The following is a 13,085-nucleotide window of genomic DNA, read 5'->3' on the forward strand; positions in this document are numbered from 1 at the left end:
GCGCCATCGCGGGCAAGCCCGCTCCCACATTTTGAGCGCTGAATACATTCAAGTGTGGTAGCTGGCTTGCCTGCGATAGCGATTTCAAGGTGGGCAATCACAACTTGGCGATCGACACCTCGGTGGATTTAACGAAGGCAATCACTTCGCTGCCAATCACCAGTTCCAACTCTTTGACCGAGCGAGTCGTGATCACAGACGTCACGATGCCGGACGCCGTCTGCACGTCGATCTCCGACAACACGTCGCCTTCGACGATTTCCTTGATGGTGCCCTTGAACTGGTTACGCACGTTGATGGCTTTAATAGTCATACGATTTCTCCTCGGGTCGAAATAGCTGCAAGTTGTTAGCTACAAGCTGCAAGTAAAAGCGCGTTGCTTTCCCTTGCAGCTTCAAGCTTGAAGCTTGCCGCTGCTTTTATTGCGCCCAACGCAATTGCGTAGGCAGCGGTGAAACAGGTTCAGGTTCCGGCGGCACGCCTGGCAACGACAGCACACGATTGAGCACTTCGGCTTCCAGTGCGGCCAAGCGATGAGAGCCTCGCGCACGTGGGCGCGGCAGGTCGACGATCAGGTCGAGGCCGATTTCGCCGTCTTCGATCAGGATCACCCGGTCGGCAATGGCCACGGCTTCACTGACATCGTGGGTCACCAGCAACACGGTGAAACCGTGCTTTTGCCACAGGTTTTCGATCAGTTGCTGCATCTCGATGCGGGTCAGGGCATCCAACGCGCCCAGCGGCTCATCCAGCAACAACAAGCGCGGTTGGTGGATCAGCGCACGCGCCAGGGCCACACGCTGCTTCTGGCCACCGGACAACGCCGCAGGCCACTCATTCGCGCGTTCGGCCAGGCCGACCGCTTCCAGGGCTTCCAAAGCCTTGGGCCGCCAGTTGCCTTTGAGCCCCAGGCCCACGTTGTCGATGATCTTTTTCCACGGCAGCAAGCGCGCTTCCTGGAACATCAACCGCGTGTCTTCAATCGCCTCGGCGAGCGGCGCGGAACCGGCCAACAGCTCGCCGCCACTGGCTTTGTCCAAACCGGCCAGCAGGCGCAGCAACGTACTTTTGCCGCAGCCACTGCGACCGACCACCGCCACGAACTGGCCAGCCGGAATGTGCAGGTCGATTTCCTTGAGGACTTCCCGCGCACCAAAGGCTTTGCGCAATTTGCGCACTGCCAGCGGGATGCCCTTGAGCAGGCGCGGAGGTTGTTGAGCAGTCATGCCGCACCTCCTTTATTCACTTGGTAAGCTGGGTGCCAGCGCAGCCACACACGCTCCAGGCCACGAGCGGCGAGGTCGGCCAGCTTGCCGAGGATGGCGTACATGACGATGGCCAACACCACCACGTCGGTTTGCAGGAATTCGCGGGCATTCATCGCCAGGTAACCAATACCCGAGCTGGCCGAGATGGTTTCCGCCACGATCAGCGTCAGCCACATAAAGCCCAGGGCAAAGCGCACGCCCACCAGAATCGACGGCAGCGCGCCCGGCAGGATGACCTGGCGGAACAGGCTGAAGCCAGACAAGCCGTAGCTGCGCGACATTTCCACCAGCGCCGGGTCGACGTTGCGGATGCCGTGATAGGTGTTCAGGTAGATCGGGAACAACGTGCCGAGGGCGACCAGGAAAATCTTCGCGGTCTCGTCAATGCCAAACCACAGGATCACCAACGGAATCAGCGCCAGGTGCGGCACGTTGCGGATCATCTGCACCGAGCTGTCGAGCAGGCGTTCGCCCCACTTCGACAGGCCGGTGATAAAACCCAAGGCCAAACCGATGCTGCCACCGATCACAAAGCCCAAGCCCGCACGCCAGCCGCTGATGGCCAGGTGCGTCCAGATTTCCCCAGTGCGCACCAAGTTGACCCCGGCTTCGATCACCGCACTCGGCGCCGGCAGAATACGGGTCGACAACCAGCCCGCCGACACCGACAGCTGCCACACCGCCAGTAACAAGATCGGCAGCACCCAGGGCGCGACACGATGGCTCAATTTTTCAAAGTTCATAACGACGCCTCAGCTCTGCGACGCAGCTTTGGGAAGAATGTCGTTGGCGACCATTTCGCCGAACGGGCTGACGTAACCGGCGCTTTTCGGCAGCTCGGGACGTTCGATATCCAAGTGCGGGAACAACAGCTCAGCAACCCGATACGACTCTTCCAAGTGTGGATAACCGGAGAAAATGAAGGTGTCGATGCCCAATGCAGCGTATTCATTGACGCGTGCAGCAACAGTTGGGCCATCGCCCACCAGCGCGGTGCCGGCGCCGCCACGTACCAGACCGACGCCGGCCCACAGGTTGGGGCTGACTTCGAGGTTGTCGCGGTTGCCGCCATGCAAGGCGGCCATGCGTTGCTGGCCGACGGAATCGAAGCGCGCCAGGGATGCCTGGGCACGGGCGATGGTCTCGTCGTCCAGGTGGGAGATCAGTTTGTCGGCGGCTTTCCACGCTTCATCGTTGGTTTCGCGCACGATCACATGCAGGCGAATGCCGAAGCGCAAAGTGCGCCCAAGTTTTGCGGCTTTGGCGCGCACCTGTTCAATTTTTTCCGCGACCGCAGCCGGTGGCTCGCCCCAGGTCAGCACCATTTCCACCTGTTCGGCTGCCAGGTCCTGGGCCGCTTCAGAGGAACCACCAAAATACAGCGGCGGACGCGGTTGCTGGATCGGCGGGTAGAGCAACTTGGCGCCTTTGACGCTGATGTGCTCGCCGTCGTAATCCACGGTTTCGCCTTCCAGCACGCGGCGCCAGATGCGCGTGAATTCGACGCAGGCCTGGTAGCGTTCTTCGTGGCTGAGGAATAAACCGTCACCGGCCAGCTCTTCCGGGTCACCACCGGTCACCAGATTGAACAGTGCGCGCCCGCCAGACAAACGGTCCAAGGTCGCGGCCTGGCGCGCAGCCACCGTCGGGGAAATGATCCCGGGGCGCAGTGCGACAAGGAATTTCAAACGCTGGGTCACTGGGATCAGCGAGGCGGCCACCAGCCAGGAGTCTTCGCAGGAGCGGCCGGTAGGGATCAGCACACCACCAAAACCCAGCCGATCAGCGGCCTGGGCCACTTGCTGCAGATAGCCATGGTCAACGGCGCGGGCGCCTTCGGCGGTGCCAAGGTAATGGCCATCGCCGTGGGTAGGCAGGAACCAAAAAATATTGAGGCTCATGGAGTTGTCTCCTGAATAAATCGGCTTACGGCGCTGTGGCGACGGCAGCGGGTGGCGTCCAGATCACGTCCTTGATGCTCAAGGGTTTGGGGATCAATTTGAGCTGGTAGAAGCTGTCGGCGATTTTCTGCTGGGCGGCGACCACTTCCGGGGTCAGGAACAGCGCGCCATAGCCTTGGCGCTTCACCGACGTCAGGGTGATGTCGGCCGGCAAGCCAAGCAGCGGGGCGACTTGTTCGGTGACTTCTTGCGGGTTGGCCTTGGACCACTCGCCCACCGCGCGCACTTCTTCCACCAGCGCCTTGATCACTTCCGGGTGCTGCGTGGCATACGGCTTAGTGGCCAGGTAGAACTGGTGGTTGTCGGCGATGCCGGTGCCATCACGCAGGGTGCGCGCTTGCAGTTGTTTCTCGGCGGCGGCCTGGTACGGGTCCCAGATCACCCAGGCGTCCACGCTGCCACGCTCGAATGCAGCACGGGCATCGGCGGGCGGCAGGAACACGGTATGTACGTCGGTGTATTTCAGGCCGGCATCTTCCAGCGCACGTACCAGCAGGTAGTGCACGTTGGAGCCTTTGTTGAGCACGACTTTCTTGCCCTTGAGCTCAGCCACGGATTTGATCGGCGAATCTTTGGGCACCAGGATCGCCTCACTGGTCGGCGCTGGCGGTTCGTAGGCGACGTAGAGCAGGTCGGCACCGGCCGCCTGGGCGAACACCGGCGGGGTTTCGCCGGTGACGCCGAAGTCGATGGAGCCGACGTTCAGGCCTTCCAGCAATTGCGGGCCACCGGGGAATTCAGTCCATTGCACCTGTACGCCCTGGGCGGCCAGGCGTTTTTCCAGCGTGCCCTTGGCCTTGAGCAGCACCAACGTGCCGTACTTCTGATAACCGATGCGCAGGGTTTCGGCGGCCTGGGCTTGAATAATGGCGCCGAAGGACACAGCCGCAGCAAACAGTGCGACCAGACCACGACGCAAGATGACAGTGCGCATGGCGCTCTCTCCAAAAATTGCGATTAGGGGGTTGGCTGCACCTGCTTGGCCGTTGGCGGCTGAGTAAGGTGAGTACTACACAATCGGGTAAGGCTCAGATGCTCCAGCGAGCACTCAACAAACGTTCATTCAACACATTGGGGTCAAGCGGTTTCGGGCGACGGGCCATGGCGCCGTAGAGCGTTTCCAAGGCCTCGTGTAAACGCTGTTCAAGCACCGGCACCAATTGCGCCTGGGCACTGCCTTCGGCGTAAGCGATCTGGCTGTCTTCGGCAAAAATGCCGTGGAGCAACTCCTGGGCTTTCAGGGCCGACAACACGGGTTTCAAGGCGTAATCCACTGCCAGCATGTGCGCGATACTGCCGCCGGTCGCCATGGGCAACACGATCTTATGCGCCAGGGCGCGCTCGGGCAGCAGGTCCAGCACGGTTTTCAGCGCGCCGGAAAACGAGGCCTTGTACACCGGCGTGGCAATGACCAGGCCATCGGCGTTGGCGACTTGTTGCAGCAGGTCGATGACTTTTGGGCTGTCAAAGCGCGCGTGCAGCAAGTCTTCGGCCGGGAAGTCGCGTATCTGATAACTCACCACTTCCACGCCTTTGTCTTGCAGCCACTGACGGGTTTTTTCCAGCAAGACCCCAGAGCGGGAACGCTGGCTGGGACTGCCTCCAAGTGTTACGACCAGCATGTAGGAAATTCCTTGAGCAAGTGTCGGCGGTTCGCTGTGTGGCGATGGCGCCAAGATGTGACAGACCTTAGCAGCAGATTTATATATCTATAAATCTTATTTATTCATTTGTTTATTCTATAAATGCATATGAAGTTTATAAAGCTTAGGACGAAAAAAAAGGCCGTCGAAACGGCCTGAAAACCCCTGCTATGTGAGACGGTTTACACCTTGAATCCTGCATCAGCCTGGAGGCCGCCATCGCGGGCAAGCCCGGCTCCCACAGGGGAATGCGGTCAACTGTGGGAGCCGGGCTTGCCCGCGATGGCGGTCTCAGCCTTAGCGGTTAGGTTGTGGGGTAAGCCGCAGGTACGGCTTCACCGCGCGATAGCCCTTCGGAAAGCGCTTCTTGATCTCTTCCTCGTCCTTGAGCGACGGCACGATCACCACTTCATCACCGTCCTGCCAGTTAGCGGGCGTGGCGACCTTGTGGGTGTCGGTCAACTGCAGCGAGTCGATAACCCGCAGGATTTCGTGGAAGTTGCGGCCGGTGCTGGCCGGGTAGGTGATCGTCAGGCGAATCTTCTTGTTCGGGTCGATCACGAACAAGGAACGCACGGTGAGGGTGTCACTGGCATTCGGGTGGATAAGGTCGTAGAGGTCCGAGACCTTGCGATCGGCATCCGCCAGGATCGGAAAGTTGACGACGGTGTTCTGGGTTTCGTTGATGTCTTCGATCCACTTGTGGTGCGAGTCCACCGGGTCTACCGACAAAGCAATCGCCTTGACGCCGCGCTTGGCGAATTCGTCCTTGAGCTTGGCGGTAAAGCCAAGCTCTGTGGTGCACACCGGAGTGAAGTCCGCCGGATGGGAAAACAGTACGCCCCAGCTATCGCCCAGCCATTCGTGGAAGCGGATCTTGCCGGCGCTGGAATCCTGCTCGAAGTCGGGGGCGATGTCGCCCAATCTTAGGCTCATGGTGTGGCTCCTGGTGAGTGCTTATGGAGCCCACTGTGCATGGGTTGGAGATTATTTAAAAAGAATAAATATCGATTTATTTAGACGATAAACGAATATTAAAATTCTGTTCATTGGACTTTTCTACTGGTGAGGATCAACATCCATTCCAAGGTTCGAGAAGGCCTTGAGACGCTGTACAAAGAGGAATTCAAGAAGGGCTTGCGGGGGTTGAGCCCGACTTGAGAAAACGCAAAAAAAACCTCGCGCAAGCGCGAGGTTTTTCAACAACTTCCCTTGGTGTTACAGGAAGCTATAGGTGTAGTTGAAGATCAGGCGAGTCTGATCCTGGTCCTGGATACCAGTACCGCTGCCACGATAAGCACCGTGACGCAGTGTGGTGCCGAAGCCCTTCAGAGCACCTTGCTGAATGGTGTAGTCGATACGCATATCGCGCTCCCACTCGGACTGGTCACTGCCACCGTTTTTGGCTTTGATGTTGTCACCATGCAGGTAGGCAATCGAGGTTTTCAGACCCGGAACACCTAGCGCAGCGAAATCATACGAGTATTGGCCGAAGGTGGTATTTTCACCGGCGCGGACAAATGAGTTGATCATGCTGTCGGTGAACAGATAGAAGCTCGAGCCACCGGCACCTTCGTTACGTCCATTACCGTCTACAACGCTACCCTGGTTCAGCCAAACAAAACCACCGTCATCATTGACGCGTTGATGACCGAGCAGGAAGGCATTGCCGCCCAAGGTGTAGGTGAACATGGCACTCCAGGTCTTGTTATCAACCTCGCCATTGTTCTTCGCGTAGCCACCGTTGTTGTTGAACGCATAACCAGTCTTGCCGTTCTTGCCGTCAGAACTGCTGTCGAAGTAGCGCAGGTCGGTCTTGAACGACTGCCCCTCGGTGATCGGGTAAACGTGTACCAGGCCGAGGAATTGTTGCTTGTAGTAATCTTCCAGGTTCGCGTAGTAGTACTGCAGGGTCAGGTCTTTAGTGACCTTCCAGTCAGCGCCACCAAAACGGAACTGGTTACTGTCTCTCGTACCACCATTGACAGCTAAGCCAGTGCTGTTGCTCGAGGCACGGCCAGTAGCATGTTCAAGTTGACCGGCATTAAAGGTCACATTGTCGATTTCTTTGGAGGTGATAGTGCCGCCTTCAAAGGTTTGTGGCAGCAGACGACCGTCACTCGCAATGACGACCGGCAAGTTCGGCATCAGAGCACCACCTAAGTGAGCCTCTGTCTTGGAGAAGCGGGCCTTGACGTTGGCACTCGCGCTGCTCCAGCTGCTGACGGCAGACCCATCGGTATCACTTGGAACGAAGGAGTTGCTGTTTGGGTGATGGCCACGACCACCGTCCAGATGAAAACCAACCAGTGCCTGAGCGTCAATCCCAAAGCCAACAACGCCTTGAGTGAAACCAGACAGGTAGTTGAACTTCAAGCCTGTGGCTGTTTCGCGCTGATCTGCCCCGCCATCACGCTGGTCGTTATCGAAATACAACGTTCGGGAACTGACGCTTGCCTTGCTATCTTCAATGAAACCGGCAGCGCCTGCGTGCTGGGCGATTGCGCCCAAAGCAACAGCCAAAGCCAAGGTGGACTTCTTCATGTACCGCTCCTCTCATTTCTAATTTTTGTATTTCTTTGGTCTCGGGTCTAACGCCCTCGATCCACAGATGCGCGATTAGCGCCGGATAGTGACTACCAAGTCAATCGTAACTTTTGACGTCTACTACCTTCGTCTAACCGCAGTTGATTTGGTCCCTGCAGGGTAATGAGTTTTTCATACACCCAAAAAGAATTGTTTCATCCTTTTTCATACGATTCAGGAATAAGACTTTTCACGCAGCAAGCTGATCAGCATAGACCACCTGCTCCATAAGCTAATTCCTAAAGGGTATTTACCAGCCTTTTTTTAGATCGATTAGTGTTGCCGTACGGTTGCATACGTCACTCACGATCAAAAAGGCGACGCCATCATGGCCAAACGCACATCCTCCCGTCAATTTGTTACAGTTTTTGTGTCACTAATAATTTCTTTTGGTGTCCAAGCGGCCGATTTAACCATTGGCTACCAAACCGGCATCGACCCCAGCAAAGTTCCCCAGGCCGACGGCCTCTATGAAAAGGCCATTGGCGAGAAGATCGCCTGGCGCCGATTCAACAGCGGGCCCGAAGTCGTCACTGCCATTGCCTCCGGCGATGTGCAAATCGGTAATCTCGGTTCCAGCCCCCTTGCAGCGGCGGCTTCACGCAATCTACCGATCGTGGCCTTTGTCGTATCGGCCCAGATCAATGCTTCTGAAGCCTTGGTGGTGCGTAACGGCAGCGGTATCGACAAACCGCAAGATCTGGTCGGCAAGACCATCGCCACGCCGTTCGTCTCAACCTCTCATTACAGCCTGCTCGGTGCGCTCAAGCATTGGGGGCTGAACACTCAGCAAGTCAAAGTAGTGAACCTGCAACCGGCGGAAATTGCCGCCGCGTGGAAACGTGGCGATATCGACGGCGCGTTCGTGTGGTCACCGGCCCTGGGCGAGATTCGCAAGACCGGGAAAACCCTGACAGACGCAGCCCAGGTGGGCCAGTGGGGCGCACCGACGTTCGAAGTGTGGGTGGCGCGTAAGGATTTCGCGGAAAAACATCCTGACGTAGTGGCCAAGTTTGCCAAAGTCACCCTCGACTCGTTCGCCGACTATGCCGCCCACAAAGACAGCTGGACGGTAGATTCCGAACCCGTGCAGAAAATCGCTAAATTGACAGGCTCAAATGCGGCCGACATTCCTGAGCTGCTGGCCGGCACCACGTTCCCCGATGCCCAGGCGCAACAAACCGATGCCCTGCTTAAAGGCGGCACGGCGAAGGCGATTGGGGAGACGGCGAAGTTTTTGAAGGAGCAGGGGAAGGTTGAAGCGGTGTTGCCGGACTACTCGGCCTTTGTGACTGACAAATTTATCAGCAAGTAAGGCAATCAAATGTGGGAGCTGGCTTGTCGGAACGCCGCATCGCTGCGATAGCATCACCTCGGTTTTATCCGAAAGACCGAGTCGCCAGCATCGCAGGCAAGCCAGCTCCCACAAGAACCAGCTCTTTATTAAGCAGGAAAAACGGGCTTAGAGAGCCTTCTCGAAAATCTTCGAATTACGCTGATAGTTGTACAGCGAGGCCCGCGCCGATGGCAGGCGGTCCACACTACTCGGCACAAACCCCCGCTCACGGAACCAGTGCGCGGTGCGGGTGGTGAGTACAAACAGCGTCTTCAATCCTTTTGCCCGAGCACGCGTCTCGATGCGCTCCAGCAGCTCATCGCCGCGCCCGCCGTGGCGGTACTCGGGGTTGACCGCCAGGCACGCCAGTTCACCCGCATCCGAATCCGCGATCTGATACAGCGCCGCACAGGCGATGATCATGCCTTCGCGTTCGACCACGCTGAACTGTTCGATCTCACGCTCCAGCACTTCTCGCGAGCGCCGAACCAGAATGCCCTGCTCTTCCAGCGGGCTGATCAAGTCGAGCAAGCCGCCGACGTCTTCAATCGCCGCTTCGCGCACCAGTTCGAATTGCTCCTGGGCCACCAGCGTACCGCCACCGTCCCGGGTAAATAGCTCAGTGAGCAACGCGCCGTCTTCGGCGTAGCTGACGATATGGCTGCGCCCTACTCCACCACGGCACGCTTCGGCAGCCGCATCCAAGAGTTCAGCTTGGTAGTTGCTGCCCAAGCGCTGCAAGTGCGCCGGCACTTGTTGCGGGCGCAGCTCACGAACCAGCCGCCCCTGTTCGTCGATCAGGCCCAAGTCGGCGCCAAACAGCAGCAGCTTGTCGGCACCCAAGTCGATGGCGGCGCGGGTGGCGACGTCTTCGCAGGCCAGGTTGAAGATTTCGCCGGTGGGCGAATAACCCAGCGGTGACAGCAACACGATGGAGCGCTCGTCCAGCAGGCGATTGATGCCCTTGCGGTCGACACGGCGCACTTCGCCGGTGTGGTGGTAATCCACGCCCTCAAGCACGCCGATTGGCCGCGCGGTGACCAAGTTGCCGCTCGCCACGCGCAAGCGCGAGCCCTGCATTGGCGAAGAGGCCATGTCCATCGACAGGCGCGCTTCGATAGCGATCCGCAGATGGCCGACCGCGTCGATCACACACTCCAGCGTCGCGGCATCGGTGATGCGCAAACCTTCGTGGTAAGCCGGGGTGAGGCCGCGCGCTTCAAGGCGCGCTTCGATTTGTGGGCGCGAACCGTGAACCAATACCAACCGCACACCCAGGCTATGGAGCAGCACCAGGTCGTGGACGATATTGCCGAAGTTGGGGTGTTCCACACCATCGCCGGGCAGCATGACCACAAAGGTGCAGTCGCGGTGGGCGTTGATGTAGGGCGAAGCGTGACGAAGCCAATTGACGTATTCGGGCATAAAACCTGGGCCTGTAATAAAAAGCAGCCAAAAAAGGATGAATCGTAAAAGCGCACAGCGGGCTGATGGTTATCGTCGGAACAGGCTTGGCGACACGCTCGCTCTCCTTATGTACGAATGGGCAGGGGTTAATTTATGCGGGTTTCAGGCAGTAATAGTCGATCAGTTCCCGCAATAGACGCACTGTAGGCGTCAAGCGTGACATTTCGAGGTACTCACCCGGCTGGTGGGCGCAGGCGATATCGCCGGGGCCAAGCACCAGGGTTTCACAACCAAGGCGCTGAAGATAAGGCGCTTCTGTGCCGAACGCTACTGCTTCGGCACGATGGCCGGTCAATCGTTCCGCCACCCGCACCAGCTCAGCGTCTTCGGCCTGCTCAAACGGCGGCACTTCCGGGAACAACGGCGCGTAGTCGATCTTGACTTTATGGCGCTCGGCCAAAGGCTCGAGCTTCTGCCGGATCGCCGCGCGCAATACCTGCGGGTCCATGCCCGGCAAGGGCCGCAGGTCAAATTCCAGGGAGCATTGGCCACAGATGCGGTTAGGGTTGTCGCCGCCATGGATGCAGCCGAAGTTCATGGTCGGTTGCGGCACACTGAATTGCGGGTTGCGGTACTCACGCTGCCAGGCCAGGCGCAGGCCGCGCAGCTCACCGATGGCGTCGTGCATGGCTTCAAGGGCGCTGTGGCCCAGGCTTGGGTCCGACGAATGGCCGCTTTGGCCAAGGATGTCGATGCGTTCCATCATCACGCCTTTGTGCAGGCGGATAGGCTTGAGGCCCGTCGGCTCACCGATCACCGCTGCGCGGCCCAACGGGCGCCCGGCCTCGGCCAGCGCACGGGCACCAGACATGGAGCTTTCTTCGTCACAGGTGGCGAGGATCAGCAGCGGTTGCTTGAACGGCTGGTCCAGCAGCGGCAGCACCGCTTCAATCGCCAGTGCGAAAAAGCCCTTCATGTCGCAACTGCCCAGTCCTACCCAGCGGCCGTCAACTTCCGTCAGCTTGAGCGGGTCGGTCTTCCACAGCGCAGCATCGTAGGGAACGGTATCGCTATGGCCGGCCAGCACCAGGCCGCCAGGGCCGCTGCCGAAACTGGCCAGCAGGTTGAACTTGCCGGGGCTGACTTGCTGGATGTCGATGGCGAAACCCAGGTCGCCCAGCCAACCGGCAAGCAGATCGATCACCGGGCGGTTGGTCTGGTCGAGAGACGCTTGGGTGCAACTGACCGACGGCGCGGCAATCAGCGCGGCGAATTGCTCTTTCATAGACGGTAACGGCATGCGCGGCCTCTCAACTTCCCGGATGAGCCCCACTATAGAACCATCTGCACGCGACAATAAACCGTTGCGGCGCGTTGCCGGGCTCAGTCCTGTACACTGCACGACCTTGGCAGCCACTCTTTTTCCCGGCTGCGCTCCCGATCCTGGATTTTCCGGCCATGCAGAAAGAAACCGAAATCAAGCTCCGCGTCAGCCGCGAAACACTCGCCGCGCTGCGTGAGCACCCGTTACTGAAAAAACGCAACAAAAGTGGCTGGGAACGCCGTGAGTTGATGAACCAGTATTTCGACACCCCTGAGCGCGACCTGGCCCAGGCTAAAGTCGCCCTGCGTTTGCGCAAGGACGGTGACGAAATCATCCAGACCCTCAAGACCCGCGGCCAAAGCGTCGCAGGCTTGTCGGAACGTAATGAGTACAACTGGGACCTGCCCAAAGCCAAGCTCGACGTGAAGAAACTCGACGGCGAATGCTGGCCCGAGCAACTGGCCGAGCTGGACAAAAAGACCCTCAAGCCGATCTTCACCACCGACTTTGTGCGTGAACGCGCCGAAATCGCCTGGGGCCGTGGCAAGGCCAAGGTAGTGATCGAAGCCGCTTTGGACCTGGGCCATGTTGTGGTCGGCAAGCAGAAAGAAGAAATCTGCGAGCTGGAACTGGAACTACGCGAAGGTGAACCGGCCGCCCTGCTTGAGCTGGCCGCCGAACTCGCCGCGACCCTGGCCCTGATGCCGTGCGACATCAGCAAGGCCGAACGCGGCTACCGTCTGTATGACGCCAGCAGCTACTCGCTGAGCCTGCCGGCCCCACAGATTCAGGCCGAAATGCCGTTGGATGATGCGTTCGCCGCGATCATGTGGCACCTGCTCGGCAGCAGCCAGCGCCTGGCTGAGCAGTATCGCTTCAATGGCCACTGGCGCCTGCTGCAGGACTGGGTCGAAAACCTCGGCGAACTGCGCGCGCTGATCGGCAGCCTCGGCCAGGCCGCACCGCGTCAATCCACCAGCGAACTGCGCAGCGCACTGGATGCGTTGCTGGAAGACTGGCGCCCACTGGTGCAGGCCGGTGACGACGATGAAGACATCCGCAAAGCCGCACCTGAACAGTTTGTTGAAGAACTGCAAGACGTGCGCTGGGGCTTGTTCTCGTTGAACACCTCGCGCTGGCTGCTGGCCCGCACTTGGACCGCCGACCGCAACGTACGTGGCAACCGCCAGGGCGCCGCGCAGATCACCAACTGGCTGCCACGCCTGTTGGCTGACGACGCCGTTGCCCTGCAACTGCAGCGTTACCAGCAGCAACCGGAAGACCTGGCCGAGCAACTGCCGCGCATCGAACGTATCCAGGCTTGGCTGCACCATGCACGTCAGGTGGTGGACATTCCTGAACTGGACCGTTTGTACGGCGAGCTGAACAAGCTGGCGCAATTGGCTAACCAGCCGATTACCGATGAGTCTCTGGATGCGCGTATGCATCAGGCGATTGCGGTGTATCAGAATCGTGCTTGGAAAACCCTGCTGCGCCTGTAATACCAGGCAACTCGGTCAGATGTGGGAGCGGCGGTGCGACGATTCGACTTGCTCGCTC

Annotated in this window: 12 protein-coding genes; 2 read left to right on the top strand and 10 right to left on the bottom strand. The window is 59.0% G+C overall.

Annotation, left to right across the window (positions count from 1 at the left end; genetic code table 11):
• Positions 1-97 precede the first annotated feature (97 nt).
• The 8 genes from KZH41_RS29725 to KZH41_RS29760 form a co-directional block, all read right to left on the bottom strand.
• Entirely contained in the window at positions 98-313 is a 216-nt protein-coding gene (locus KZH41_RS29725; RefSeq protein WP_003213899.1) for a TOBE domain-containing protein, read from the bottom strand.
• Positions 314-419: 106 nt separating this feature from the next.
• Positions 420-1,226 (bottom strand): aliphatic sulfonates ABC transporter ATP-binding protein, encoded by an 807-nt coding sequence (gene ssuB, locus KZH41_RS29730; RefSeq protein ID WP_094948825.1) that lies wholly within the window; start codon positions 1,224-1,226, stop codon positions 420-422.
• Positions 1,223-2,011 (bottom strand): aliphatic sulfonate ABC transporter permease SsuC, encoded by a 789-nt coding sequence (gene ssuC, locus KZH41_RS29735; RefSeq protein WP_094948824.1) that lies wholly within the window; start codon positions 2,009-2,011, stop codon positions 1,223-1,225. Before ssuC ends, ssuB begins: the two co-directional genes overlap by 4 nt.
• A 9-nt stretch (positions 2,012-2,020) precedes the next feature.
• On the bottom strand, positions 2,021-3,169 hold the full coding sequence (gene ssuD / locus KZH41_RS29740; RefSeq protein WP_263274162.1) for an FMNH2-dependent alkanesulfonate monooxygenase: 1,149 nt from the start codon (positions 3,167-3,169) through the stop codon (positions 2,021-2,023).
• 25 nt (positions 3,170-3,194) lie between these two features.
• Positions 3,195-4,163, bottom strand: coding sequence for a sulfonate ABC transporter substrate-binding protein (locus tag KZH41_RS29745; protein WP_263274163.1), 969 nt, complete (start codon positions 4,161-4,163; stop codon positions 3,195-3,197).
• Between the two features lie 94 nt (positions 4,164-4,257).
• Positions 4,258-4,851 carry an NADPH-dependent FMN reductase gene (ssuE, locus tag KZH41_RS29750; protein WP_094948821.1) on the bottom strand — a complete coding sequence of 198 codons (594 nt, stop codon included), beginning with the start codon at positions 4,849-4,851 and terminating at the stop codon, positions 4,258-4,260.
• A gap of 318 nt (positions 4,852-5,169) precedes the next feature.
• The gene (locus tag KZH41_RS29755; RefSeq protein WP_083356217.1) at positions 5,170-5,808 is read right to left on the bottom strand and encodes a peroxiredoxin; all 639 of its coding nucleotides are present in this window, start codon (positions 5,806-5,808) and stop codon (positions 5,170-5,172) included.
• A gap of 282 nt (positions 5,809-6,090) precedes the next feature.
• A complete protein-coding gene (locus KZH41_RS29760) occupies positions 6,091-7,416 on the bottom strand; it encodes an OprD family outer membrane porin (protein ID WP_083356216.1) in 1,326 nt (441 codons plus the stop codon).
• 370 nt (positions 7,417-7,786) lie between these two features.
• Between KZH41_RS29760 and tauA the strand changes: the two genes are divergently transcribed.
• A complete protein-coding gene (gene tauA / locus KZH41_RS29765) occupies positions 7,787-8,773 on the top strand; it encodes a taurine ABC transporter substrate-binding protein (protein ID WP_094948818.1) in 987 nt (328 codons plus the stop codon).
• Positions 8,774-8,920: 147 nt separating this feature from the next.
• On the opposite strand, the gene argA is transcribed toward tauA, so the two are convergent.
• Together argA and argE are read right to left on the bottom strand one after the other, a co-directional pair.
• Positions 8,921-10,219 (bottom strand): amino-acid N-acetyltransferase, encoded by a 1,299-nt coding sequence (gene argA, locus KZH41_RS29770; protein ID WP_094948817.1) that lies wholly within the window; start codon positions 10,217-10,219, stop codon positions 8,921-8,923.
• 133 nt (positions 10,220-10,352) lie between these two features.
• On the bottom strand, positions 10,353-11,501 hold the full coding sequence (argE, locus tag KZH41_RS29775) for an acetylornithine deacetylase (RefSeq protein WP_242153384.1): 1,149 nt from the start codon (positions 11,499-11,501) through the stop codon (positions 10,353-10,355).
• Positions 11,502-11,659: 158 nt separating this feature from the next.
• Between argE and KZH41_RS29780 the strand changes: the two genes are divergently transcribed.
• Positions 11,660-13,027 carry an inorganic triphosphatase gene (locus tag KZH41_RS29780; RefSeq protein WP_094948815.1) on the top strand — a complete coding sequence of 456 codons (1,368 nt, stop codon included), beginning with the start codon at positions 11,660-11,662 and terminating at the stop codon, positions 13,025-13,027.
• The last annotated feature ends 58 nt before the right edge of the window (positions 13,028-13,085 follow it).

The sequence above is a fragment of the Pseudomonas sp. YeP6b genome, assembly GCF_025642995.1.
Classification (GTDB): domain Bacteria; phylum Pseudomonadota; class Gammaproteobacteria; order Pseudomonadales; family Pseudomonadaceae; genus Aquipseudomonas.

Coding starts and splice junctions, on each gene's coding strand:
- KZH41_RS29725 (WP_003213899.1), bottom strand. CDS start 313: ATGACTATTAAAGCCATCAACGTGCGTAACCAGTTCAAGGGCACCATC.
- ssuB (WP_094948825.1), bottom strand. CDS start 1,226: ATGACTGCTCAACAACCTCCGCGCCTGCTCAAGGGCATCCCGCTGGCA.
- ssuC (WP_094948824.1), bottom strand. CDS start 2,011: ATGAACTTTGAAAAATTGAGCCATCGTGTCGCGCCCTGGGTGCTGCCG.
- ssuD (WP_263274162.1), bottom strand. CDS start 3,169: ATGAGCCTCAATATTTTTTGGTTCCTGCCTACCCACGGCGATGGCCAT.
- KZH41_RS29745 (WP_263274163.1), bottom strand. CDS start 4,163: ATGCGCACTGTCATCTTGCGTCGTGGTCTGGTCGCACTGTTTGCTGCG.
- ssuE (WP_094948821.1), bottom strand. CDS start 4,851: ATGCTGGTCGTAACACTTGGAGGCAGTCCCAGCCAGCGTTCCCGCTCT.
- KZH41_RS29755 (WP_083356217.1), bottom strand. CDS start 5,808: ATGAGCCTAAGATTGGGCGACATCGCCCCCGACTTCGAGCAGGATTCC.
- KZH41_RS29760 (WP_083356216.1), bottom strand. CDS start 7,416: ATGAAGAAGTCCACCTTGGCTTTGGCTGTTGCTTTGGGCGCAATCGCC.
- tauA (WP_094948818.1), top strand. CDS start 7,787: ATGGCCAAACGCACATCCTCCCGTCAATTTGTTACAGTTTTTGTGTCA.
- argA (WP_094948817.1), bottom strand. CDS start 10,219: ATGCCCGAATACGTCAATTGGCTTCGTCACGCTTCGCCCTACATCAAC.
- argE (WP_242153384.1), bottom strand. CDS start 11,501: ATGCCGTTACCGTCTATGAAAGAGCAATTCGCCGCGCTGATTGCCGCG.
- KZH41_RS29780 (WP_094948815.1), top strand. CDS start 11,660: ATGCAGAAAGAAACCGAAATCAAGCTCCGCGTCAGCCGCGAAACACTC.